Here is a 24,417-nt window from a genome sequence, read left to right as displayed (position 1 = left end):
GATCTTCTACAACGCGAAAGCAAACGACGCGAACGACATACCTGCGCTGCCGACCCAGCCTGCTAGCTGGTCCCCTTCGCGAACCGACCGTGCCTCGCGAGCCCGTGCCAGTGCCACAGGGACCGAGGCGGACACGAGGTTGCCAAGGTCCGGATAGATAAACTGGATCTTGTCCTGCACCCCCAGTTTTGTGCCCATTTCCCACCACGCCTGCATGGACGCCGCGTGCGGAAAAATCGCCTTGATCTCTTCGTGAGGTACAGAAAGGCGATTGAATATATCGATGGCGTGAGGCTTGCCTACGCGAAACATTTCGCTGGCGAAGGAGTGAAAATAGTTCGGCCCATTACGACCGAGGCGTGGCTGAGGCTCGCAGTATCCCATGTAGGCGTCGAGCGGCACGCTGCAGAGGTCGCTGTACTGCGCCTCACTGCGAAAATGGAACTCCCACAGCCTTGTATCGTCTCTGACCAGCACTGTTGCGCTGGCTGCCTCGCCCAGTGTATACGCCGCAAGATTCCACTCCACTTCGTCGACATTGCCCAGCCGAAAGCAGCGCGGATTGACCCGGCCATCCGTGCGCATGTTGAACTCGCAGTTTACGATCAGCGCATTTCTGTACTGACTGGTGGACAGAAGGCTTGACACGACAAACGCCGCGCGTGTCCAACTCATGCATGCGTCGACGATGTCGAAACAGTGCGCTTGCGACATACCTAGTGCTGCGCCGATCAGATAGGCCATCGCAGGTTCAAGAAAGCCCCGGTCGACGCCGGTGTAGACGATCAGGTCAATCTCCGAACGCTGCAGTTGCGCTTCCGCGATTGCCTCGCTCACAGCCTGCGACAGGAGGTCGAAAGGTACCTCGCCGTCAGACAACCAGCGACGTTCCCTAGCTCCGGAATAGGTCAGGAAGAAGCTGACGCGCCGGAGGGCCTCACGCAAGTCTCGTTCGCCAAGTTCGGTGCTGTGCTCAGCGACCATGTCTTCGATGTGACGATTGGTTACGGTGCGCGATGGGACCGCAGCCCTGATTCCGGCAATTTTCATGAGGTGTGCTCCGCAAGATATCGGCTAAGGCGATTGATGTCAGGATGCTCGAGCGCAATTGTCGCAGGTAGGACCCGCGCGAGCCGCTCTTCCAGTGTCCCCGTCATCTCCAGCAACGCGAGGGAATCGAGCCCGAGGGATAAGAAGGACTCGGCGCTGGAAACCTGCGTTGCGGGGATGTGCAAGCGGCTCGCTACGAAATCGGTGAGCCATCTCCGCAGGCTGATCAGCCGCTTCTGAAACGGATCTGGCACGACGATCTGCTCGGAGGTTGTTGCTGCGCGCATCCGCGCGACCACCTCAAGTGAGCCCGCACGATATTCTTCACGCGCCGCTTGCCGTTGCACCTTTCCGCTCGATGTGAGCGGAAAGGTGCCTGTACGCACGAACATGACATCGTGTAGCTGCACCTCATGCTCCCTGGCGATAGCTTCCATGAGCTTTCCGAAAGCTTCGTCTGCGTCGAAGCCGTGTCGTTCGGTGCGCTCCACTTCTGCGACCAGCACGAGTCCCTCTCTGTCGCCGAGATCTATCGCAAATGCACAGCAACGCCCAAGGCGTACTGCCGAGTGTGCCGCCTCTGCAGTCGATTCAATGTCCTGGGGATAAAGGTTTCGGCCGCGGATGATGATCAGGTCCTTTACCCGACCTGCAATGTACAGCTCATGATCGAGAACGAAGCCGAGATCTCCGGTGCGCAAGAAGGGTCCTTCCCCGGTCACAAGCCTGGCCTGCATCGTAGCCACAGTCGATTCCGGTTGGTTCCAGTACCCCTGCGCCACGCTCGGGCTGCGTACCCAGATTTCGCCTAGTGCGTCGTCGTCACACTCTTCGCCGGTGGATGGGTCGACAATGCGGATGTCTGCCCCGATATGCGTCCAGCCACAGCTTTGAAAGCTGCGCCCAGTCGTGTCCACCGAACAGGGATGCAACTGGACCACGCGGCCTCGCTCGCAAGCTGCGGCATCGAGCCGGACGCGTCGCGCAGGTTGTCTCGCCGCGACGCTGGTGACCTTCAGCGTACATTCCGCCAGACCATATCCTGGACGAATCACATCGTGCCGCGCTCCACAGCTCGCAAACGCATCTGCAAAACGCTGTAGCGTTTGTGGTCGGACTGTTTCTGCGCCATTGATACAGACCTGCCAGGATGAGAGGTCGAGCTCCATTCTGGATGCTTGCGAGACGCGCTGGACGCAGAGTTCAAAGGCAAAGTTCGGTGCAGCGGAATGCGTGCCACGGAAGCGGCTTATCGCCTGCAGCCAGCGTACGGGCTGCTGCAGCACCGCCGCCGGCAACAGTGAATAGACAGGGAAGCCGAAGTACAAAGGCAGCAGAGTGCCATAGATGAGGCCCATATCATGGTAGACGGGGATCCATGTCACCATCACCGAGGACTGGTCATGCAGGCAACTCGCATCCATATCTTTAAACAACGATAGCAGATTGGCATGGCTTATCGTGACCCCTTTGGGCGCGGCGGTTGATCCGGAGGTGTATTGCAGGAACGCAGTGTCGCAAGGCGCGACAATGGGCGCAACGGGCACCTCTGCTGTCACGATGCGTTCGACTGCGATCCAGTGGAGACCGGAGAATGCGTCGGATGCGACGCTTAACTCGGCTCGCCGCTCGACCACCGGCTGGTTGGCTAGCGCAACGACGGGGCGCGCGTTCTCGATGATCGAGCACAGCCTCTCAAAGTTGCGAGCCGGCCGTCCAGACGAGCCTGGCTCCCGTACGGGATAGCCAGGTACGGCGATAACGCTTGCGATCAGACAGCCGAGAAAGGAGGTAATAAAGTCGGGACCACCCGGGAAAAGTAGAATGGCGCGATCTCCGGGTTTGCATATTCGCTGCAGGCTTGCCGCAATTGCGTTGGATCGCGCCATCAGGTCACGATAGGTCAGCGAGGTTTCGATGTCGCCGGCCGATGAAACGAGGCCATAAGCGAACTCGTGCGGTCTGATTTCAGAATGCTGACGGATGGCGTCAACCAAGGTCCCTGACTGGGTCAGGCTTCCTGCTCGGTATCCGTTTATCACGTGTTTCCCCAATTAAGGTAGCAAGAATTCCGAAATTGTCGGTTGGAATAAAAATATATGCCCGGAATGCAGTGTAATTTCAAATAAAATCAAACTTGATTGTGTGTCATGAAATCACATTCCGTGGCGTACTTAAAGCCAGTAAATTAAATGCGCTTCTCGGCGGCGCACACAGTAACGCTGCGGCGGGTCGAATTTGAATTAATTCCAGTATTCTTGAAAAATCGGCGCAATCCGGCCTAATTTGTAATGCGGTGAACTTCGCACCGAGAAGTCCGTGCCCGTGCGTTCACAGAAAGACAGACGCCTATTCGTGCCAAAAGCAATCCGACGCTGGCTGGCAATGTCTTTTCCGGCTGGTTCGGATATATCCAAATTTGTTTACGGAGCTAAATGATGAACCCATTTTCGTTTGGCGATATGCAATCGTAGTGGAGTCTAGTACAAGTGCATTCGTTTTCCTAGGGCTGGTTAATAAGTCGAACCTGAACAATCTTCGAAGTCCTGTATGGCAAGGCTTTGACCCTGAAATGGTGTTATGAGATTTGCATGAACCTTGCACATTAACGCGGGAATCCTGCATTATTCGACGAGGTTCAGATGGGTCCGAAGACGCCTGTGACGGAGAGAGACTTCTTTCGGCAACCGCTGCGCGAACAGATCAACCTGAAGCACCCGTTGGTTGGTTTAGCGAAACGCAACAAAAGAGAGAAACCCGATCCTGAACTCTTCAAGCTGGCAGACGGCCTGCTGGCGAATTACCAGAAGCCGGGAGACCTGATAGGCGAGAACGGGTTGCTCAAGCAGCTTGCCAAGATGCTGGTGGAGCGAGCGCTTGAGACGGAGATGTCCGAGCACCTGGGCCATGGCAAGAGCGAAGCGGTGACCAATGCCACTGGCAACACCCGTAATGGGCATAGCGCCAAGACATTGCAGGGGGAGTTTGGCGAGTTGCCGCTCAATATTCCGCGCGACCGTCAGGGGCGCATTCGAACCGAAGCTGGTGGAGCGTCATCAGACGCGCTGGACGGGCTTCGACGACAAGATCATTTCGTTGTACGCGCGGGGTCTGAGCGTGCGCGAGATCCAGGGTCATCTGGAAGAGATGTACGGTACGGAGGTGTCGCCCACGCTCATCTCGGCGGTCACCGACGCCGTCAGCGAGGAGGTGAAGGTCTGGCAAGCCCGTGCGCTCGACGCGCTTTACCCGATCGTCTATCTCGACTGCATCCACGTCAAGGTGCGCGACAGCGGCGCGGTGCGCACCAAGGCAGTATAGCTGGCCATCGGCGTGAACATGGCCGGTCACAAGGAGGTCCTGGGACTGTGGATTACCCAGACCGAAAGTGCAAAGTTCTGGCTGCAAGTGGTCACTGAGCTGAAGACGCGGGGCGTGCAGGACATTTTTATCGCCTGCGTCGACGGGCTCAAAGGTTCCCTGAAGCCATTGAAGCGGTCTACCCGAAGGCGGCCGTGCAACTGTGCATCGTGCATATGGTGCGCAACAGCCTGAACTTCGTGCCGTGGAAAATGCAGCAGGAAGTCGCCGCCGATCTGAAGACGATCTACACTTCATCGACCGTAGAGCTGGCCGAACAGATGCTGGGCGCCTTCGAGGCCAGGTGGGACAAGGACTATCCGTCCATCGGACAGAGCTGGCGACGCAACTGGGCACGTGTGATTTCGTTCTTCGATTACCCACCGGAGATCAGGAAGGTGATTTACGCCCCGGAGGAAGTCTCCTTGGGGGACACCACGAATGCCATAGAATCGATCAACATGAGCCTGCGCAAAGTGATCAAGACCCGCAGCTCGTTTCCGACCGATGAGGCCGTGACCAAGCTGTTTTACCTGGCCCTGAACAACATCAGCAAGAAGTGGACGATGCCGATCCGCGACTGGAAGGCCGCACTGAACCGCTTCACGATCCAGTTCGAAGAGCGGCTGGTGCCGGGTTAAACCTCAACCCGTTTACACAAAATTCAGGACACCCCCATGTCTCGATCGACATCCCCCCTCCGACAGCCACAAGCCCGATGCATGTGAGTACCGCGCCGGCGTTTGTGCCCGTCGTTTCTGCGCCCCCTGCGTCGTTGTTGCCGCCGACATCAACTTCTCCGGGGTTGTCGATGACACTCGCGCTACATGTGCGGTTACCCAACGGTGTCGAATTCGACCTTGGCGAAGCTAACGTCAGAGAGCTGACGACGATCGTGCAAATGCTCGGGAGGCTGGAATGTTCCGGTTCGACGAAGGACTGATATGACTTTCCGTGTCAATCGGGATCGGTTTTTGTTTTCGCTTTGTAGGCGCATGAATTTCCTGAGGGCGGCGTAGCAGTAAGTCTCGACGGTGGATCGCACTGATATCCGCGGGTTGGTTACCGCATTACAGAGGTCCGCCCCTTGAGCCTGCCGCTATCTAAAGCCGCAAATCGAATGATGTCCGTTGCATAGTCCAACCGCGGGTTGCTCGGGTGCCGGGCTACGCCGCCTTCAGGAAACTCGCAAATCTGTGTAGTAAAGCTCAACGCTACGCTGGCTGCTCGTTTCTCGTTACGGCGAGCGACATTGCGAGCTTGCTGATGTCCCAGATGAACCCCGCAAGTTCGCGTGCGACGGCGACGACAGCAATGTTCACATTCTTGCCGCGTGCTGCCAGCTTGCGGTATCGGCGGCAGAGTCGGACCTGTGCGTCCCAGGCACGGTCAAGGATGCGTTTGGGAATGCCTTCATGTCGACGCTGAATTTCCGGATTCACGCGTGCTGGGTATCTGTAGCTCCAGGCGGCCTCGACGAGCAGCTTTCTTGCATAGCTGTTGCCGTTCTTCGTGATGCTGCCCTGACGCCGCCGCTCACCCGAAGAATGTTCTGAGGGCGTCACGCCCAGCCAGGCCATCAGCTGGCGCGGATGCTCGAAGCGGGAGAGGTCCCCCAATTCGGAGAGCATGCCCACGGCGGTGATGAACTGTATGCCGCGCATGGTCTGCAGACCTAGTATGGCTGGATAAAATCGCCAGCCGACGACAGCTTCGTGCAAGGTCGCCTCGAGGCGCTCAAATTGCGCAAACCTGTCTTCAATCGTGCGACGGCACTCGTCGAAGGCCAGTTGCTGCCAGTGGTTTGGAAATGCAAATACGCTTATCCATCGCCGGTGCGCGGGACCCCAGTTGGCGTTACCTGAGTACCGGACTCCATGCGATAGCAGGAAGGACTTCAACCGCTGGCGGGCCTGTCTGAGATCTGCTTTCGCTGCCGCCCATGCGCGCGCCAGGTCCCGGAACGCCTCATCTTCAACATCCGGCACGTGTACCGCTGACAGGTCGCCAGCGCGCAGTGCGCGTACGAGCTTGACCGCGTCGCGCCGGTCCGTCTTGACGCGCTCGCCCGGTTTCTTCGGAATCAGGGACGGCGCGCATACCACGCAGTCGAATCCTCTTTCAACGAGTTCTCTGTAAAGTCCGTAGCCACAGGGACCGGCTTCATAGACAACGCGGACATGGCACGCCTTCGACTGAAGACGCTTGCACAATCGATCGACATCCGCCTTCAGCGTTCCGATCTTGCCCAACAGTTCCACGTCGCCCATATCGATCGCGTACGCCACCGTGATCGACTCCTTATGAACATCCAGACCGACAAACACCGTGCTATCGTGGTTCACGCTGGCCTCCGCGCTGGAAATCGCCGGGGTGTGCCCTGCGCACACCGTGCGGCTCTGGCAGTGATGCTAACCCGCGTTTGGTTCCTCACGGCGGGCCAGCCACTGGCTCACGGAAAGTCATACTGCCTAAATGGGCTTTGTCAACTTGACGAGCATAGGCTATGTTCCTGGTTAAACGTAGGTATCCTGATCAGATAGTTTGCTCGCATTCAGCGTCGACTGTCCAACCATACCAGGCGGCGATGCGTTTCTTGAGTATGGCGCGATGACATGCCGCGTTCATCTGATGTCTGGGCAAGGCGAAGTGCTGCCGGATCGGGCCAAAGCATGAGAGAAACGCCTGCGTGCAACGTGCATCGCGAAAGCCGCACATGTGTCGTTCCCGCCTGCGAGTCGGCTGATGGCTTCTATGAGCAGAAAGTTGTCAAGGCCATTTGCGAACTGGCTTACAAAGGATAGGTCAAGTCTCTTTCTCCTCGCTGCAAAGTGGTGACATGCTGGCGTATGGCGGCAAGCGCGGGTGATGGCGCTCGCCGCCATACGAGCCGCATTTTCGCGGCAGTCCGGCGGATTCCACCCGCCCTCAACTTCAACCATGGCTACAGGCCGGTCGACGTCGTTAGCCTGAAGCCGCTTATCGCGCGCGTAAGACAGCAACGTCTCACCAACTTCTATCCGCTGGCGTATGGCCAGCCTCATCCTTTATGCGCGTTACGCCGGAACCTGTTCCGGGAGCATGCCCCATCTGTTTAATCGGTCGCGTTAGCAACCCGCCATCAACACGGGCATGTTCACTTCAAACTCTCTATCGACAGGTATCGTTCCTCCCTTGATTGCGTTGTCGCGATACCTTTCGGGCTCAGACTGACTTCAGTTGTGCGCCTTCGGGTATCACGCCGTCCTTCAAGTAGCGCCACAGCGCGATCGCGAGGCGTCGTGCTACTGCGACGATCGCAATGCGCCGCACGCGGCGATTCGGTCCCGTGCCTTGCGTGCGCTGGTTGAACCACTGCGTCAGTGCACTGCCAGGCTGGTAACGGATCCAGCACCACGCCATCTCAATCAGCAGTGCGCGCACGCGACGGTTGCCCTGCCTGCTGATCCCCTGGTCCACCTGGCTCTCGCCACTGTCGTAGGGTTGTGGAACGAGCCCTACGCAGGCCCCAACTTCGCGCCGGTTATGGAAGTCCCGCCAGAACAGCTCGAGCGCCAGACGCGAGCCACCCACCGGGCCAATGCCATTTAGCTGCGTCAGAAGATCGATCCTTTCGCGTGCGGGTGCGGGCAGGCCAGCGTGTTGCGTTTTCTCGAGTGCCGCGAGTTGCTGCACGGCCAGCGCCAGCCGTTCGCACTCGCGCAGCAGCCGCTCCCGCAGCTCGCGCGGCAGTGGCGCACCGTCGTGACACCGCACCTGGTCACGGGCGCGGCGGGCGGCGAAGGCCGTGTGGTCAACCTCATCCCAGCAGCCGAGCGTGACAAGCAGTTTGCGCATCCGGTCACGATGCTGTAGCACCTCCTTCTGCAGTTCCCCTCGGTCGCGCATCAGATGGCGGGACGCTTCGTCCTGCGGTGACGGCACGTGCACCACGTGCATGCGGTCGCGCTCGCCGCGCAGCCACGCGCGCAGGCTGATCACCAGCCTGATTGCATCAAGCCGGTCAGTCTTGGCACGCCGCTTGTGGCGCTCGACCGGAATGCTCGCGGGATCGACCACATGACACTCGATACCGCGTGCCCGTAGCGCCCGATAGATCCAGAACGCGTCCTGGCCGGCTTCATAACTCACGACAAGGTGCACGCCCGCGGGCAGCGACCACTTCAGCTTCTGTTGTTCGATCACTTCCAGCACGGCCTGTAGGCGCGCGGGGGCTTGCGGTTGCGCTACGGTGTACACCGCCGGCTGCTCCCGCTGCCCGTCGTGCAACGCTACCTTCCACTTCGCCGCGGCGAGTTCGAGTGACACCGCCAGCGCCGGTTCCTCAGTACGCGTGTATCCCTGATCTGTACGCATGATGCTCTCCCGTGAGCAAACCTCGGTACGCCAATTTTAGGCGTTAGCCAGTCGACGACTTGGACGCTTCATAGGATCTGTTCTCTGCGCGATTGTTCATGCGTGCCGCCGCTTTGACGAATACGTGCTTCACCTGAGCGAGTTCGGGAATATCCGCCTTTGCTGCCGGGTAACTGCGCAACTGGTCCGTAACGATCCTGCGCGGCACCGGGTTCGAACGCAGCACCCGCCGGAAAAAGCGATTTGCCGCAGCCTTGTCGCGCCGCTTTTGCACCAGCACATCCAGTTCGGCACCATGTTCGTCGACCGGACGCCATAACAGATACGGCTCGCCGCGCAGCTTCACGAACATCTCGTCGAGGTGCCACGTGCTACCCGGTTTGGGCCGCACCGCCCTGGCGCGCTGAGCGAATCCGGCGCCGAATTTGTCACACCAGCAGCGGATCGTTTTGTATGTGACTACGACACCGCGCTCTAGCAACAACTCCTCGATGTCGCGCAGGCTGAGCTGAAACCTGAAGGCAGTATGACTTTGCGTGAGGCAGGGGCTGGCCCGCCGTGGGGAAACTGAACGCGGGTTAGCATTGCTGTCAGAGCCACACGGGCGTGGACTGGGCCACGCCCCGGCGATTTCCTCCACGGAGGCCAGCATGCGAAACGATAGCACGGTGTACGTTGGACTGGATCTTCACAAGGACTCGATCACGGTCGCCTACGCGATCGACGCGGGTGAGGTCGAAGTGCTGGGCAGGACCGGTACGACCGGGGCCGACATCGATCGCCTTCTACACGCGCCTGCAGTCCAAGGCGCCGCACGTACGCGTCGTGTACGAGGCAGGGCCATGTGGTTACGGGCTGTACCGTCAGTTCGTCCAGAAGGGCTTCGACTGCATGGTCTGCGCACCTTCACTGATCCCGCGTAAGCCGGGCGAGCGCGTAAAGACCGACCGGCGTGATGCCATCAAGCTGGCGCGCTCGCTGCGCGCCGACGACCTGTCGGCCGTGTACGTGCCCGGCATTGAAGACGAGGCATTCCGGAACCTCGCCCGCGCGTGGGCGGCTGCCCGCGAGGATCTGCGGCGTGCACGGCATCGACTGAAATCGTTCCTGCTCGCGCATGGCGTTCGCTATACCGGCAGCGCAAACTGGGGCGAGGCGCACCGCCGCTGGCTGGGCCGCTGTTCGTTTCCCAGTGCCTGGCAGCACCTTGCCTTTGACGAACACCGGCGCACGATCGAGGACCGGCTTGCGCAGTGCGCCCGTCTCGAAACAGCCCTGCGCGAAGCGGTGATCTCCTGGCGCTTCTATCCGGTAGTGCTGGCCCTGCAGGCCATGCGGGGCGTCCAGTTCGTTACCGCCGTCGGGATGGTTTCAGAAGTGGGCGACCTGTCCCGCTTCGAACACCCGCGTCAGCTGATGGCCTGGCTCGGCGTAACCCTATCCGAGCATTCATCGGGAGGCAAACGCCGGCAGGGCAGCATTAGCAAAACCGGCAACAGCTACGCCCGAAGGCTGCTGGTCGAAGTGGCCTGGAGTTACCGCCATCCTGCCCGCGTCAGTCCGGAAATCCAGGCCCGTCTCGAAGGTCTGCCCAAGGCCATCATCGACCGCGCCTGGGACGCCCAGGTACGGCTGTGCCGACGATTCCGCCGGCTGACCGCGCGAGGCAAGCCCATCAACATCACGGTCGTGGCTATTGCCCGCGAACTGGCAGCGTTCATCTGGGACATCAGTCGACTGGCCATGTCGCTTGCGATACCTCGCAGCAAACTGCCCGCGGCCTGTGTGTGATCCCCGAACAACGGAAGGAGTTTCCTGAAGGCGGCGCAGCCCGGCATCCGAGCAACCCGCGATGGTATTACGCAACGGGCATCACCAACTTGCGGCGGAAGTTAGCGGCAGGCTCATGAGGCGGACCTCTGTAATGCGGTATCCAACCCGCGGATATCAGATCCTATGAGCGAGGCCCTCGACAAGCTGATGCCTAAAATCAGCTTTCTAACGTTTGCTCATAGGAGAACATCATGCTTACCGATCAGGCATACACGGGTAATGGCGACGTACCGGTGCTGGCAGTGTCGCTGGAACTGGCGGCGGCCAAATGGAAAGTCGCGTTTCACGATGGCCGGCGCGAGAAGCCGGCCGTGCACACGGTCGCACAGCCGCAGGCCGCGGCTCGACTGCAGGCAATGCTGGACCTGATCGAGTCCCACAGGGAGAAGTGGTCGTTACCGCAAGACGTACGAATCGCCGTGAGCTACGAGGCCGGGCAGGATGCGTTCTGGATCTGTCGCGCGCTGCAGTCCCGACACGTTGACTGCTACGTTGTCGATCCGGCGAGCATTCCGGTCGAACGCCATCAGCGGCGCGCCAAGACCGACCGCCTCGATGTCATCAAGCTCGTCATCAACCTGCGCGCCTGGCTGCGCGGCGAGCGCGACCGCATGCACGTGGTGCACATGCCGTCACCGGAGGACGAGGCATCGCGCCACCTGTTGCGCGAGCGCGGGCAACTTCAAAAAGAAGTTTTGCAGCACCGCGACCGGATGCGCAAGCTGCTGACCACGGTCGGCTGCTGGGACGCGGTCGACCACCGCACCTTCGCCGACCGACTCAAGCGCGGGGAGGTCCACTGCCACGACGGCGCGCCGTTACCGCGCGAGTTGCGTGAGCGATTACTGCGCGAGTGCGAACGGCTGGCACTCGTCGAACAGCAACTTGCGGCGCTGGACAAGACGCGACAGACAAACGTACCAGCACTCGCGCGCCAGCGTTGTGATGCGCTGGCGCGCCTGAAGGGAATTGGTGAAGTAGGCGCTTCCCGCCTTGCCCTCGAGTTGTTCTGGCGGGAGTTCAACAACCGCCGCGAAGTCGGTGCGTGCGTCAGACTGGTGCCGCAGCCTTTCGACAGCGGCGAGAGCCAGGTTGACCAGGGGATCAGCAAACAGGGAAACCGGCGGGTACGCGCGCTGCTGATCGAGATCGCCTGGACCTGGCTGCGCTACCAGCCTGGCAGCGCGTTAACGAAATGGTTTGACCAACGCACACAGGGCACGGGACCGAACCGACGCGCACGTCGCATCGCCATCGTCGCAGTAGCGCGACGTCTTGCCATCTCATTGTGGCGTTATCTGAAAGACGGAGTCATGCCTGAAGGCGCGCTCCTTAAGTCGGCTTGAGTCCCCTCAGGTTTTGCAGGAAGGAGGTAAAGGTTCGGTCAGGCAGTTTCGTAGCAAACACGGTTGGAGTGAACATGCCCGTGATCACACTGGGTTGCTGAAGCAACCGAATATTTTCAGATGGGGCATGTTCCCGGAAAGGATCCCGGCGTAAGCGCATGCAGGATGAGGCTGGCGACCCGTCAGCGGATAGAAGGTGGTGAGATGCTGGTTCTTCTCACGAGCGCAACAGCGACTTCAGACCAAACAAAAGTAGACACTTTATGAAAACTCTGGCATAGGCGGTCTTGACAGAGTTTCGCTCATAGAAGTGTGATCCACCGTCGAGACTTACTGCTGCGCCGCCCTCAGGAAATTCATGCGTCGATGCAACAACCCGAAAACCAATGTCGTGATTGACACGCAAAGCCATATCAATACCAGCGAACAGCACAACTGATGACGACAGCGGGGAACCGGTGGCCGTGATAAAGTGGTTTCGTCTTCTTCATTGCAGTGGTTTCGTCTTCTTCATTGCATCATTTTACCGCCGCATGTCCAATAACCTGATAGCGCCGTCGTGACTGATCTTCACGTCGCGAGCGGCCAATTTGACATAAAAGGAATTGCCAACGATTTGATACGGAATGCAGATGGAATTTCACGAATTCCAACCTGCATCGCCGACCATGAGGACGACGCGGAATAGGTAGGTCGGGAAGTGCGCGGGGGCGAGCCGGTCCTTAGCCGTGAATAACCCGCGCCTTCACAATTCGTGGGACGAGCTTGCAGAGCGCGATTCGTCCGCGATTGCAACAGGGGTTGTAGGCGACCTCGATCTGTGCGTAGCCGGAACAGCGCAGCAAGTGTCCCCCCAGCGCCGCGGCTGCGGCACTGTTCGATGGCCGACATGACCTTCAGCTGCCTCAGGCTCAGCGACACCGTGCGTCGCCATACTGGCCCTGAGCGCGGAAGATGTCCGCGACCTCCAGCATGGGGTACTACACTGCGCCCACGTTACTCGGAGGGCGGACGCTCCAGCGGACTGGTAACTTCGCGCAGCACGTCGGTAGCCACCTGCAGGTAGATGAAATGTGCTGCAGCGCATTTCATCTACCTGCACGGCGATGATGTCAAGCGGGCACGACAGATGGCTGGCATTCGGCACCAGAAAATGAGGTTGCGGACGTTCGAGGGGCGAAGTCCACAGACGGATCATCGGCCAAACCCGCCATTCGGGTAACCATAAACTTTACGCTCGTGAGTGGCAGCTTGCGCGAGGACCGTATGATCTGATCGCCGTTGCCCCACCTCCGACACTCGAGAGAATCGACAACTCGATGATGCAGAGCAGCCTTTGAGCGACCGCTTACAGGTGTCGGCATTGTCGTTGGCCCAACGCGGTCTGATCTATGACGGCGCCAAAGCGCGTGACGGAACCCATTGGCCTCCCTGTGCAATGAATCGGGAAGTCGCGTCGACGACCGTTTGGTTGATGTCTTCATCGAATACGTCAAAGACAGGTGCGACGACCGACTCCGCGAGGGCATATTGCTGCTTTTCGAATCTGCTCGCGTCGATGCTATCTTCCGCATCGAAAGTAAGCATGGAAAACGTGCTCCGAACGACGCGCACCGGGTTTCCGGCCACGAGTTCGACTACGACGCTGGCCATTCGCGCTCGTTGCCCCGCAAAAACGGGCAGACTGTGGCTTTCCGAATCTCGCAGCATCCTGTTGAACTTGGTGCCTGAGAGCCGCGAGAGGGTATCGTCGCGAGCGATCAGAAACGTTCGGCAAGAAAATCCCATGGTTCTGCCCCTTGCATTAACGGTGATGCTCACCACGCCCGGCGAGATTCCGCAACGCGCATCCGAGCAGGCTATTCGCCGCTGTACCTTACACCGCGCGCGTGACCAGGCTTCGGGGCGTCCCGGTCGATGCCCGGCTCCGGAGGTTCAAGGAGCAGCGTCGAACGTCCGCCGGTCCAACAGGACACTCTGCCATTTGGTCGTTTGTAACAAGCGCAACTGATTTTCGGCGGGCGGGTGGGAGCGCCATCGGCATCCCATCTCGTATGAGTCAGGTTTTGGTACCCTTTCATCGTGAGCCCTGTTTCTCCTGGCCAGATTCGAGAATTCACGGGGACCGCCGTGAAGGTTGAAGGTCGGTCAGCCGGTGGCAGAGCGGGGGCGAGCTTCCGTGAGTTGATACGTAGCAATCAGGTTGTCCTACAGCAGATGAAAAGACAGTTCACAAGACATGCTCAACGCAGCGACCAGGCATACCCCGGACGCTTGGCCCACCCCACAATCCCGGCGAACCAGGGGCAGACGGAACTTTGCCCAGTTCGCACTGGGCCAGCGGGCCTGCCGGTTGATTCCGAGGCCGCTTTCCGTGAAAACAGGCCGCTTCAGCGCTTGTTGCAACAGTGCCATGAGGACGGGCGGTTTTGACTGCTTCCGACATTCTCGCGCCACACCTGACGCCCGGTGGTCACCTGCTTGCAGTTCCAGAGGACGACGCGCCACTATTGGCGGATGAAATACAACCGCGGCTAGGCAGTTCTTTTGCGCTTGGCGCAGGACATGGCCTGCTGCATCTGGGAACGGCGGAAATCGGCCGCATTTTGCCGCCCGCCTGGGCCTGGTGGCGAGATTTTGCCGCGCGCTATGTCACCGCCTTGTGCGCCACACCCGAGGGCGGCGAGATTGCGGTCGTCACGCCCGCTGCCAAGGACTTCGATGCCCTGATTGCCGATGCGCCGCCGATGACAGGCGGGGAGTATCTGACGCCAGATGTGCTAGCCACGCTGTGGGGTGAGATCGATACTGCCTTGCACCAGGAACTGGCGACCGCAATGGTCTCGCTTCAGGATTTCCTCAAGTTGCGCCACCCGGCCTGGAATCTGGTCGGCCGTGTGCATTTCAACCTCGCTGAGAACCGCAAGGACACGGAGTCACCGTTCGCCTTCCTTGCGACTTACACCTCGCGCCTGTCGGCCCATGGCAAAGCGCAACACCAGCCACTGTCGCAAGCCCTGGCGGAATTTTCGGGAGCCAGGAGCAAGGCGCAGCTCCTGTCATTATTGCTGCCGGTGCAGCGCGCCGCGGAACACTGCGATTGGCTTCGCGAAATGGTGGATACCGGCGAGATATACCATCCGCTGCGCTGGACGCCGCTTGACGCCCATCGCTTTCTCTCGGACCTGTCCCAACTGGAAGCCGCCGGGATTGTCGTACGCACGCCAGGCGTCTGGCAGGCGGGCCGCCCTGTTCGCCCCGTTGTGAAAGCCAGCGTCGGAGCACGACCGCCTTCGCTCCTGGGCAAGGATGCGTTGCTCGATTTCAGCATGGAGGTCTCCCTCGACGGCGAGCGTCTCAGCGCCTCCGAGGTCAGGGATCTGCTCAAAGGCGCCGATGGCTTGCAACTCATCCGTGGTCGCTGGGTCGAGGTGGACAAGAAAAAGCTCAGTCGCCTCCTGAAGCGATTCGAGGCCATGGAAAAGGCGGCACAAACCGGTCTGCCCTTTAATGAGGCCCTACGCCTGCTGGCGGGTGTTTCGCTCGACGATAACGCCGACCCCGCTGACCTCGACTGGTCGCAGCTTGTTGCAGGGCCCTGGCTGGCCGACATGCTGCAGGAATTGCGTCAGCCGGAGGGGTTGGCGCAGATCAGTCCGGGACCGGAACTCAAGGCGAACCTGCGGCCCTACCAACGGGCCGGCGTGCGGTGGTTGTACCTGCTCACCCGGCTCGGACTGGGCGCTTGCCTGGCGGACGATATGGGCCTGGGCAAGACCATGCAGGTACTCTCGCTGCTGCTCGTGCTGAAGCGTGAAAGCACCGAGGTGCGGCCCAGCCTGCTGGTCGCCCCCGCATCGCTGCTGGCCAACTGGGCGGCAGAGGCCGAGCGCTTCGCCCCGGGCTTGCGCCTGCTGATCGCCCATCCGTCGGTCATGCCGGCGGCCGATTTGCGTGCGCTGGACGCCGCGCGGCTTGCGGACATCGATCTCGTTATCACCAGTTTTGGCTCGCTGCTTCGCCAGCCGGTACTGGGGACCATCCAATGGCGCCTTGCCATCGTTGATGAAGCACAGGCGATCAAGAATCCGGGCGCCAAGCAAACGCGACAGGTCAAGCAACTCCAGGCACAATCGCGTATCGCGCTGACTGGCACCCCCGTGGAAAACCGCCTGTCCGACCTGTGGTCCATTTTCGATTTTACCCACCCCGGTTTGCTGGGCTCGGACAAGGTCTTTGCCAACTTTACCAGGCGGCTGGCGAAGGCCGAGCACTTCGGCCCGCTGCGAACGCTCGTACGGCCCTACATCCTGCGCCGCCTGAAGACCGACAAGCGGGTAATCGACGACCTTCCGGACAAGACCGAGCTCAAGGCCTGGTGCCACCTGAGCCCGACCCAGGCGGCGCTTTACCAGCGTGCGGTGAAGGATCTGGCCGCCGCGCTTGAGGACGCCGAAGGCATCGGTCGCAAAGGTGTGGTGCTGAGCTTCCTCATGCGCTTCAAACAGATATGCAACCATCCGTCGCAGTGGTTGGGTGACGCGGCCTGGAAGGCGGAAGACAGCGGCAAGTTCGCCCGCCTGCGCCAACTGGCCGAAGTCATTGCCGCCAAGCAGGAAAAGGTGCTGGTATTCACCCAGTTCCGCGAGACCACTGAGCCGCTGGCGGCATTTCTGGGTTCGATCTTTGGCCGCGAAGGTCTGGTGCTCCATGGCGGCACCCCCGTGGCCCGGCGCCGGGAGCTGGTCAAGCGATTCCAGGACGATGAGTTGACGCCCTTCTTCGTGCTCTCGCTCAAGGCCGGTGGGGCGGGGTTGAATCTCACCGCTGCTTCGCATGTGATCCACTACGACCGCTGGTGGAACCCGGCCGTGGAAAATCAGGCGACTGACCGTGCGTTTCGTATCGGCCAGCAGAGGAACGTCCTGGTGCATAAGTTTATCTGCCGTGGCACGATCGAGGACCGTATCGACCAGTTGATCGAAGTGAAGCAGCAATTGGTGAAGGATGTGCTGGAGGGCGGCGCGGAACTGCTGCTCACCGAGATGAGCGATCGTGAATTGCTCGATCTCGTGAAGCTCGACGTTTATGCCGCGCAAGAAAACTGATCGTCAGGAGAGAGGAAGCGCAATGGGTTACGGTTACGGGGGATGGAAGCCCTATGTCTCGGTCGCGGAGCGCAGAAAAAAGGCTGAACGGGCCGCCGCGAAGGCTAGGAAGGCTGGTGCGGTCCTGTCGCCAATCGCGTCGTATCGAGGCGCCATCGCCAGAACCTTCTGGGGCAAGGCCTGGTGTGACAATCTGGAAGGCTATAGCGACTATGCCAACCGCCTGCCGCGCGGCCGTACCTATGTGCGCAACGGTTCCGTGCTTGACCTCCAGATTACGGCAGGCGAAGTGCGAGCGCAGGTAATGGGTTCGAGCCTCTACACGGTCGGCGTGAGCGTGACAGCGTGTCCGGCAAAGCAATGGCGAACAATTGGTGCCGACTGCTCGGGGTCGATCGATTCGATGGTAGAACTGCTGCAGGGCAAATTCTCGACTGCCGTGATGGAGCGCATCTGCAAACCCGGAACGGGTCTTTTCCCAGTGCCGAAGGAAATCAGGTTCAATTGCAGTTGCCCGGACTGGGCATCGATGTGCAAGCACGTAGCTGCCGTACTCTACGGCATCGGCGCGCGGCTCGACCAACAGCCGGAATTGCTCTTCGCCTTGCGCCGCGTCAATGCCAATGATCTCGTCAGGCAGGCCGGCGCTGGCCTGCCCAAATCCACAAAACGACCCGCTACCAGCAAGGTGCTCGACGACGCGCTGGTGGCCGATGTGTTTGGCATCGAGATGGCCGACGCCTACTCACCGCCGAAGCCTGTTGCCGGACGTAACAAGCCACCGGCAGGTAAGGTGACAGCAAGGAAGGCGACCAGGTCGGCTGTCTCGACAACCCGCAAGCCACCGGCGAACGCAAAGACCGCGGAGGACAATAAATCGGTAACAAAGAAGTTACCAGTCAAGCCATCCGCTGGGCCACGTAAATCAACATCGGGCAACATCGTTGCCGGTAAAGCAAACGTGGCGAACTCGCCTGCAACCCCGAAAGAGGCTGCAACAAGGAAACGCGCCATTACTGGACCGGTGAAAGGTACGTCCCGCTAAACTCGGATTCCATCTCGCATGGCTACGCGCGAAGCGATTGACGTCGATGAATGAAATTCTTTTGCCTCTTTTGAAACCCGAGTGGGTGATTTGGCGGGTCAAGGGCGGGCGTGAGCCCGGCGCAGCGAACCCTTGAGGCGCCCTGAACCGACAAGCTGGTGCATGGCTGGTTGCGGCAGAATGCGGCAACCAGCCATGCGAGACGAAGCGAACATGACGAATCAACTCTTTGAAGCCGCCTTGGGAATCAAGGCCCCGTGGTACGTGCAAGGCGTCGACTTCGACACGGCCAAACGGCAGCTCACGATTGCCGTGGACTTTGTCGCTGGCAGCCGCTTCGCCTACCCCGGGGTCGCCGGTGAGCACCCAGTGCATGACACGCAAATCAAGCGACTGCGCCACCTGAATTTCTTCCAGCACGAGTGCTATCTGGAAGTGCGGGTACCGCGAGTGCGCTTGCCGGATGGCGCGGTACGGCTGGTGGAACCCGACTGGGTCGGCCAACTCGACGGCTTCACGTTGCTGTTCGAAGCGCTGGTGCTGATGCTGGCGCAGCAGATGCCGTTTGCCGCGGTGGCACGCATCGTCAATCTGTCGTGGCACCGCGTGCACGCCATCTGTTCGCGCTATGTGGAACTCGCGCTCGCGTCGGCGAACCTGTCGGACGTGAGCACGGTAGCTATTGACGAAACCTCGTACCGGCGCGGCCACGAGTATCTGACGCTGGTCGCCGACATGCAGGCGCGACGGGTCGTGTTCGTCACGCCCGGGCGTGACGCGAAGACGATTGAAGGCTTCGCGGCATATCTGAGCCGACACCACGGCACGCCCGAGCAGGTCACCTCGGTGAGCATCGACATGTCGCCCGCCTTCATCAAAGGCGTGGGCGAACATCTGCCCAATGCGCGGCTGACGTTCGACAAGTTTCACGTCGTCGCCCACGCGTCCAAGGCGCTTGATACGGTGCGCCGCCAACAACAGAAAGCCGACCCACAACTTAAAGGGATGCGCTGGACGCTGCTCAAGGACGCCAACAAACTGAATCTGGCGCAATTGACCGACCTCGAGGCGCTGGTCAGGCAGTACGCCACCAAGCGCACCGCCCGCGCATGGCTGTATCGCGAGCAACTGCGCGAGATTCTCGAGCGCAAGCAAATCCATGTCGTCTCCGAGATGTTGCGGCAGTGGTGCACCAACGTCATGCGCTCGAAAGTCGAGCCGATGAAGGACGTCGCGCGTCTGATTCGTCGGCACTTCGACGGCATCGTCGCCTGGACTCAGACGCGCCAGACCAACGGCTTCATCGAAGCAATCAACGGCTTGTTTCAAGCGGCCAAGCGAAAGGCTCGCGGCTACACGCGCTTCGCGACGATGCGCACGGTCCTCTTTCTCGTTGCTGGCAAGCTCGATTTCTCCGGCTTCAACCCGCATGCCTCGTGAGCCCCGTTACCCACTGCATTTTCAAAAGAGCCATTCTTTTCATCGATGCATCTACGACTGCGCATCGTCATCGCGTCAGCTGACCTGATCTCATAACTCGTTAGACGCCCAATAGCCGAATCCGACCATCATAGTTCATCTGGATGAGCACCTCGCGCATCGCCTTGACCTCTCGCTCGTCGACCTTTCGAATATCCAGATCATAGTTCCGCAGGCTGGTTGTCAGGCGCACTACGGCTGATTTTCTGTCAAGGTGGAGTTCCTCCAGCAATTCCTCCTCGTCTTCCACGTACCGTTCAAACGAAACTGTCACCCCTCGCTCCCAATCTCCCAGCAGGTGTTCGTATTTCGGCGTGCGCAGAAGGGTAAGGCTTTCGATCTCAGTCGCATCCGCGGGGGCGACGACCGCAAAGGACACAATCAAGTCGTCCCCGTACTCAGTCGAGATAAACGCGACAGTTTCCATAATTGTAGCGGCTCGATTACATCCGACGTAGGAACCGATTACATCGGCCGTTTCGGGACCACATTACGTTAGAACGAGCCCCCTTTATGTGATAACAGCCCGATTACATCCGCCGGGAACCACATTCAGCGAGAATGCCCGCGAGTCTGATCCAAGGTGGGCGTCACCGCCTCCGTTTAGGGTTATTCGATGCCTGCAGCGCAAAGTCCGCTTTTCCCACGACCAGACGTTGCGTCACGGGATGATCGGGCGACCGCTCATGCACGGTATAGTCCGCTGACGGCCGGGCAAGTCGAGTAATTTTTCTCGCGATTTAGCTGAGTTGCTCGACTCCATGATGCGAAGCATCCGGAAACAGTTTGGCCTCGATCACTGCAGCTCGTGCCGCCGCCACGTCAGCGGCGAACAGCACGACTGCCAGGTCCTTCACCGCACGCGAGCAGCGGACGTAAAATAGCCGCCTCGTGCGGTCGAGCACCGACTCCTTCCCCTCGGCGATATTCGCTTTGTCTCAACTTGTTGCTGGTTTCGCTTTTGTGCGGGCGTGCATGATGTCAGCGACAGGTGAGAGTCGGTGAAGCAGGATCGATAGTTGCGGGAAATGGGGCTATCGGTTTGTCGAAGGCGACAATAGGGTCAGGATGGAAACAGATATGGTGTGACAGTTCATGGCGCGCGGCGCCAGCGATGAACGACGTACCCTGCGATGAAGCTCAGCAGTAGTGGCGCAGATTGATCATCGTATAGGCAAGCGTCTTGAACGCGGTAATGCACATCACTGATGCGTTCGAAGCGCAGCAACAGGCGGCGAAGCTTGTCTTCCCAGGCAAAGACGCGCTCAATGGTCCTGAAGCGCTCCTCGAAGATGGCCGGCTCGAAGATCTGCTTGCGACCGCGCTTCGGTGTTTTGCGCCCGCGCGGGCTCTGCGGGATGTTCGGGGTCATGCCGCGATTGAAGATCGCACGGCGGTTGGCCCGGCAGTCGTAGACGCCATCCAGGCTGACGGTGGCGCCTTGCAGGTCCATGCCAATGGCGCGGGCCATCTCGCTCAGCCGTGGTAGCGCATCACGCAGCAAGGGCGATTCGTTGCGGTTACCCGCAGCGCAGATGAACGGCGCGATGATGTTGCAGTGGCGATCACAAAAGGCCACCACCTTGTCGCCTTTCAGGTGCTTGTGACCGCTGTACCCGAGGTTGTCGCCACCTTTCTTCGCCGCCGTGGTCGTGCCGTCACCATGAATGACCGTGAGGTCAAGGAGCTGGTCCTCATGAAGCTTGCGCACCGAGCCAGAAAAGATCCGGTCGATGCTGCCATCGGCGCGCCAGCGGCGCATGATCCGGTAAATGCGCGTGTAGTGGATTTCAGGCAGCCCTTTGGCATCCCTTTCGATCGGCAGCACTTCCACTGGCACCCCATGTACAGCACCCGCAGGATGTAGTTGAAGATCGTGTGCAAGGCCAGCGTGGGCGGCGGTCCGCGCCGACCACGGCGCAGATGCGGCAAGACAAACTGTTCGAACTGCTCAAGGCTTAAATTCACTGGAATTGCCTGCCAGCATGGGTTTCCCGTCATTCGCTGCGTCCAGAAATCTGGACTCTAACCGATCTGGCTTCGCCGATCCCCAACCCAGGCCCGGCGCCGCTCCCAGACAAATGCAATGATCTCGAGAAACTAACAACCAGTTGATAGAGTCGTCATCCTCCCAAATACTGCGTCGCAGACAACACCGATGCCGCGATGACGACAGGCAAATTCGCTCCGCTCATGACGGCAACCGTCATCTGACCTTCGGGGTTGAACTGCATCTTGGTAATCGCGTTACCGATGCCGAGGTAGTACGGCCACATCCCCTGAGTCCCGGCCTCACTGATCAGGCGCTGATCGGCTTTACTGAATGCGGTGCTCGACGTGAATTGAATATTCAGGCCGGCCGCAACGTAAAGGCCTCCCACGAACGACTGCATATTTCCGTTCGGACCGAAGGTCGTCTGCCAGTTGATCGGCGAATCGGGATTCCACGGATGTCCTGTCTTCGTGGCATGCGCCAGTGAAAGCGCGGACGATACGTACCAGTCCGATGGCGTCGGTGCAAATAACAACGCGTTTTTGAACTTGAACTGCCCCGACACGCTACCCGAGGCGAACAAGGCGCTCGGCCCGGATGCCGGTTCGCTATTGCCCCAAAGGCCCCAGAATGCCGGGTCGGCGACTGCATCATTGGTAAAACCAAAACTAATCGCCGATGCGGAGTGGAGTTGGCGGGCCAGACCGGCAACCCCGACGCTCCAGGCTGCGGGTTTGTCCCCCCAGGCACTCAGGCGCTGCTTTGCAGCCTTGATCGGATCGAGTGGATTGGTCGCGGCGATCAACGAGTTGATCAAAGCCGAGTACGCCTGAAAAAAGGTCTCGCCGCTTCCGCCGCCTGCAGACGAGAAAATCGGCGGCGCGCCGGGAATAGTATCGAGGTACGACCACAAAACGCTATCGTCCCCGGTCAATGCCGCAGCCGGCTGAAACACCTGCCCCCGACCCGGATCGATGCCAATCGCAGCAAACTCGGTTTTGGCAAATTGCTGTTGCAGATCGACAAACGACGTCATGATTGCTCCCCTTCCCTGACCGGAAAAAACACGGAAAATGCAAGGATCCCGTGCGGCGCCATACGACATGCCTGCCGTAATCGGCACGGCGGGCATGTCGAGACCGTGAGACGGCCAATGGCTAGTGCTAGCTGTAGAACTCCTCGATCAAACGCTTCGATGCCAGTGCTTCATGCCCGAGATACTGGCCAGCCGTCAGCACGATGCAGCCGATCACGATCGGCACGTTGGCTTTACTTGTGATGGTCACCGTCATGCGGCCGTCCTTGTCGAATGAAGCACTCGTGCTGGAACCGCCCGAGCTGCCGGAGCAATAGAACGGCCACAGGCCGTTGCCCTGATTACTCTGTATCTGGCTTTGCTCCCCCTGGCTATACTGCGCCGCCGAAACGACCGAGATGTTCATCTTGTTGGCGATCAGCAGGCTCGAGGCGAACCGTTGCATGTTGCCGTTCTTGCCGAAGGTCGTGTCCCAGTTAATCGGGTTGTTCGACGTCCATGGCGCCTTACCGGGGTTGTTGAACGCCATGCCGAACGCCGAGGAACTGTACCAGTCGCCCGGCGTGGCGTTGAACGGCAGCACGTTGTCGAACGAGGCTTTGACCGACACGCCGCCCGACGCAAATTTCTCGCTGATCGAAGACGACGAACTGCTGCCACCCCACAAGCCAAAAAACCCCGTGGTGGAGCCTTGGGTCCACGTCTTTGAGACGTCGGTCTGCCAATTGCTTGCGCTTACTTCGAACGAACGGCTCGGTGCCTTCTTCAGCAAGGTGAGCATCTTCGAGTAGCCCGGCGAGAACGTCACGGGTTCGTCGCCAACAGGCTTGTACGGTGTCACGTTCATCTGCGCCGCAAAAATCGGATCGAGCATGGCGGCGGCCAGGGCGGATGCGCCTGACGTTGCGACAGCGGAACACGGTTGGCAGTAAAGCGCCCAGTTACGGAACGCGACGGCGCCAGTTTTGACTTCGTGGTCTTTAAGCGCCTGCTGGTAGGCGGCCCAGCAGGTCGGGCCGATGGTCGACTGAAAATTGTTGGGCGCGGACTGCAAGGCGGACATGACGCCTTGATAATCGGCGAGAAATTGATTTCCGCCGGAGAACTGCGTGTTCTGGGTCAATGAAGCGACCGGCAAATTGTTCAGATACGCCCAGAGCAGATCGTCAGCGTCGTCGCCTCCCGTGAGCGGCGGCGAGGGTTGAATAATCTGGAACGGATCCTGATTGCTATAGCCAAGCCCTTGAGCCAGCGCATTATAAAAACCGGCCTGGAGATCGACAAAATTTGACGGGGTTGCCATGTTTGCCTCTAAGGTAAGGGGAACTGCACGTGACCAAGGAGTCCGTTCGCCTGACGACAAAATCGCACGTGACGAAGGGGGCGCTCGCCGAATAAACGGTACTGCGTGTGACCGGGCGGCCCACTCGATGATTGACGGTCTCCTTTCTTTTGAGTCGCATTCAGGTGATCTGCGACGTCAAATTTTTTGCAAATCTAACGCTGGAAGAGCGTTCGTTAATACCTGTCATTGTTAGCAGGTAGACGGAGGCGTCGTACGGACGTAACCATTGCTGTTTATTCATGGAGCGTATTAGGCACGCCGCATGGTGTGTTTAGCATGACTTACGTCGGTTATTGAAATATCGATTCATTTTGCGGTGGCTAGCAACTGGTTGCTGGTTTCGCTTTTGTGCGGGCGTGCATGATGTCAGCGACAGGTGAGAGTCGGTGAAGCAGGATTGATAGTTGCGGGAAATGGGGCTATCGGTTTGTCGAAGGCGACAATAGGGTCAGGAATGGAAACAGAT

General features: G+C 59.6%; 14 protein-coding genes and 7 pseudogenes. 8 read left to right on the top strand and 13 right to left on the bottom strand.

The genetic code is table 11. The annotated features are described in order from the left end of the window. Positions 1-6: 6 nt before the first annotated feature. Positions 7-1,050 (bottom strand): 3-oxoacyl-[acyl-carrier-protein] synthase III C-terminal domain-containing protein, encoded by a 1,044-nt coding sequence (locus OKW30_RS38340; RefSeq protein WP_429349289.1) that lies wholly within the window; start codon positions 1,048-1,050, stop codon positions 7-9. Next, the gene (locus tag OKW30_RS38335) at positions 1,047-3,047 is read right to left on the bottom strand and encodes an AMP-binding protein (RefSeq protein WP_429349288.1); all 2,001 of its coding nucleotides are present in this window, start codon (positions 3,045-3,047) and stop codon (positions 1,047-1,049) included. Before OKW30_RS38335 ends, OKW30_RS38340 begins: the two co-directional genes overlap by 4 nt. A gap of 645 nt (positions 3,048-3,692) precedes the next feature. Here OKW30_RS38335 and OKW30_RS38330 point away from each other — a divergent pair. Next, positions 3,693-4,025: pseudogene (locus OKW30_RS38330) on the top strand (transposase); the annotation flags it as partial. Next, a pseudogene (locus OKW30_RS38325) lies at positions 3,982-5,051 on the top strand (IS256 family transposase). The pseudogenes OKW30_RS38330 and OKW30_RS38325, both read left to right, overlap by 44 nt. 573 nt (positions 5,052-5,624) lie before the next feature. On the opposite strand, the gene OKW30_RS38320 reads toward OKW30_RS38325, so the two are convergent. The 4 genes and pseudogenes from OKW30_RS38320 to OKW30_RS38305 form a co-directional block, all read right to left on the bottom strand. Next, positions 5,625-6,755: an IS110 family transposase gene (locus tag OKW30_RS38320; RefSeq protein WP_429349287.1), complete on the bottom strand. Its 1,131-nt coding sequence runs from the start codon at positions 6,753-6,755 to the stop codon at positions 5,625-5,627. A 190-nt stretch (positions 6,756-6,945) separates the two neighbouring features. Next, a pseudogene (locus tag OKW30_RS38315) lies at positions 6,946-7,170 on the bottom strand (IS6 family transposase); the annotation flags it as partial. Positions 7,171-7,614: 444 nt separating this feature from the next. Then, on the bottom strand, positions 7,615-8,766 hold the full coding sequence (locus OKW30_RS38310; RefSeq protein ID WP_429349286.1) for an IS110 family transposase: 1,152 nt from the start codon (positions 8,764-8,766) through the stop codon (positions 7,615-7,617). Positions 8,767-8,845: 79 nt separating this feature from the next. Then, positions 8,846-9,286 (bottom strand): annotated as a pseudogene (locus OKW30_RS38305) (IS6 family transposase); the annotation flags it as partial. A gap of 130 nt (positions 9,287-9,416) precedes the next feature. On the opposite strand from OKW30_RS38305, the pseudogene OKW30_RS38300 reads away from it, so the two are divergent. Further along, positions 9,417-10,557, top strand: a pseudogene (locus OKW30_RS38300) (IS110 family transposase). A gap of 233 nt (positions 10,558-10,790) precedes the next feature. Beyond that, positions 10,791-11,945, top strand: a complete 1,155-nt coding sequence (locus OKW30_RS38295) for an IS110 family transposase (RefSeq protein WP_429349285.1) — start codon at positions 10,791-10,793, stop codon at positions 11,943-11,945. A gap of 416 nt (positions 11,946-12,361) precedes the next feature. Here the strand turns inward: OKW30_RS38295 and OKW30_RS38290 are convergent. Both OKW30_RS38290 and OKW30_RS38285 read right to left on the bottom strand, forming a co-directional pair. Further along, positions 12,362-12,436, bottom strand: a pseudogene (locus OKW30_RS38290) (IS6 family transposase); the annotation flags it as partial. Positions 12,437-12,730: 294 nt separating this feature from the next. Beyond that, positions 12,731-12,919, bottom strand: a pseudogene (locus OKW30_RS38285) (transposase zinc-binding domain-containing protein); the annotation flags it as partial. 448 nt (positions 12,920-13,367) lie between these two features. Between OKW30_RS38285 and OKW30_RS38280 the strand changes: the two are divergent. The 4 genes from OKW30_RS38280 (at position 13,368) to OKW30_RS38265 (ending at position 19,538) form a co-directional block, all read left to right on the top strand. After that, entirely contained in the window at positions 13,368-13,676 is a 309-nt protein-coding gene (locus OKW30_RS38280) for a hypothetical protein (protein WP_429349284.1), read from the top strand. Positions 13,677-14,374: 698 nt separating this feature from the next. Beyond that, the gene (locus OKW30_RS38275) at positions 14,375-17,053 is read left to right on the top strand and encodes a DEAD/DEAH box helicase (RefSeq protein ID WP_429349283.1); all 2,679 of its coding nucleotides are present in this window, start codon (positions 14,375-14,377) and stop codon (positions 17,051-17,053) included. 22 nt (positions 17,054-17,075) lie between these two features. After that, on the top strand, positions 17,076-18,098 hold the full coding sequence (locus tag OKW30_RS38270) for a hypothetical protein (RefSeq protein ID WP_429349282.1): 1,023 nt from the start codon (positions 17,076-17,078) through the stop codon (positions 18,096-18,098). Between the two features lie 213 nt (positions 18,099-18,311). Beyond that, positions 18,312-19,538 carry an ISL3 family transposase gene (locus OKW30_RS38265; RefSeq protein WP_429348030.1) on the top strand — a complete coding sequence of 409 codons (1,227 nt, stop codon included), beginning with the start codon at positions 18,312-18,314 and terminating at the stop codon, positions 19,536-19,538. 100 nt (positions 19,539-19,638) lie between these two features. Here the strand turns inward: OKW30_RS38265 and OKW30_RS38260 are convergent, their stop codons facing one another. The 5 genes from OKW30_RS38260 to OKW30_RS38240 form a co-directional block, all read right to left on the bottom strand. Then, positions 19,639-20,004 carry a hypothetical protein gene (locus OKW30_RS38260; protein ID WP_429349281.1) on the bottom strand — a complete coding sequence of 122 codons (366 nt, stop codon included), beginning with the start codon at positions 20,002-20,004 and terminating at the stop codon, positions 19,639-19,641. A 313-nt stretch (positions 20,005-20,317) separates the two neighbouring features. After that, positions 20,318-20,482 (bottom strand): hypothetical protein, encoded by a 165-nt coding sequence (locus OKW30_RS38255; protein WP_429349280.1) that lies wholly within the window; start codon positions 20,480-20,482, stop codon positions 20,318-20,320. A gap of 188 nt (positions 20,483-20,670) precedes the next feature. Then, positions 20,671-21,411 (bottom strand): transposase, encoded by a 741-nt coding sequence (locus OKW30_RS38250; protein WP_429349279.1) that lies wholly within the window; start codon positions 21,409-21,411, stop codon positions 20,671-20,673. Between the two features lie 289 nt (positions 21,412-21,700). Further along, complete coding sequence (locus OKW30_RS38245) at positions 21,701-22,606, bottom strand: hypothetical protein (protein ID WP_429349278.1); 906 nt, start codon at positions 22,604-22,606, stop codon at positions 21,701-21,703. Positions 22,607-22,733: 127 nt separating this feature from the next. After that, entirely contained in the window at positions 22,734-23,909 is a 1,176-nt protein-coding gene (locus OKW30_RS38240) for a hypothetical protein (protein WP_429349277.1), read from the bottom strand. Between the last annotated feature and the right edge of the window lie 508 nt (positions 23,910-24,417).

The organism is Paraburkholderia sp. Clong3 (genome assembly GCF_050436485.1).
Classification (GTDB): Bacteria; Pseudomonadota; Gammaproteobacteria; order Burkholderiales; family Burkholderiaceae; genus Paraburkholderia; species Paraburkholderia tuberum.
The sequence above is the reverse complement of the archived record's forward strand: the minus strand, read 5'-3'. Positions and strand labels throughout refer to the sequence as shown.

Excerpts from the sequence above, each read along its gene's own strand:
- OKW30_RS38340 (WP_429349289.1), bottom strand. The coding sequence starts at position 1,050 with ATGAAAATTGCCGGAATCAGGGCTGCGGTCCCATCGCGCACCGTAACC.
- OKW30_RS38270 (WP_429349282.1), top strand. The coding sequence starts at position 17,076 with ATGGGTTACGGTTACGGGGGATGGAAGCCCTATGTCTCGGTCGCGGAG.
- OKW30_RS38240 (WP_429349277.1), bottom strand. The coding sequence starts at position 23,909 with ATGGCAACCCCGTCAAATTTTGTCGATCTCCAGGCCGGTTTTTATAAT.
- OKW30_RS38245 (WP_429349278.1), bottom strand. The coding sequence starts at position 22,606 with ATGACGTCGTTTGTCGATCTGCAACAGCAATTTGCCAAAACCGAGTTT.
- OKW30_RS38265 (WP_429348030.1), top strand. The coding sequence starts at position 18,312 with ATGACGAATCAACTCTTTGAAGCCGCCTTGGGAATCAAGGCCCCGTGG.
- OKW30_RS38295 (WP_429349285.1), top strand. The coding sequence starts at position 10,791 with ATGCTTACCGATCAGGCATACACGGGTAATGGCGACGTACCGGTGCTG.
- OKW30_RS38310 (WP_429349286.1), bottom strand. The coding sequence starts at position 8,766 with ATGCGTACAGATCAGGGATACACGCGTACTGAGGAACCGGCGCTGGCG.
- OKW30_RS38260 (WP_429349281.1), bottom strand. The coding sequence starts at position 20,004 with ATGGAAACTGTCGCGTTTATCTCGACTGAGTACGGGGACGACTTGATT.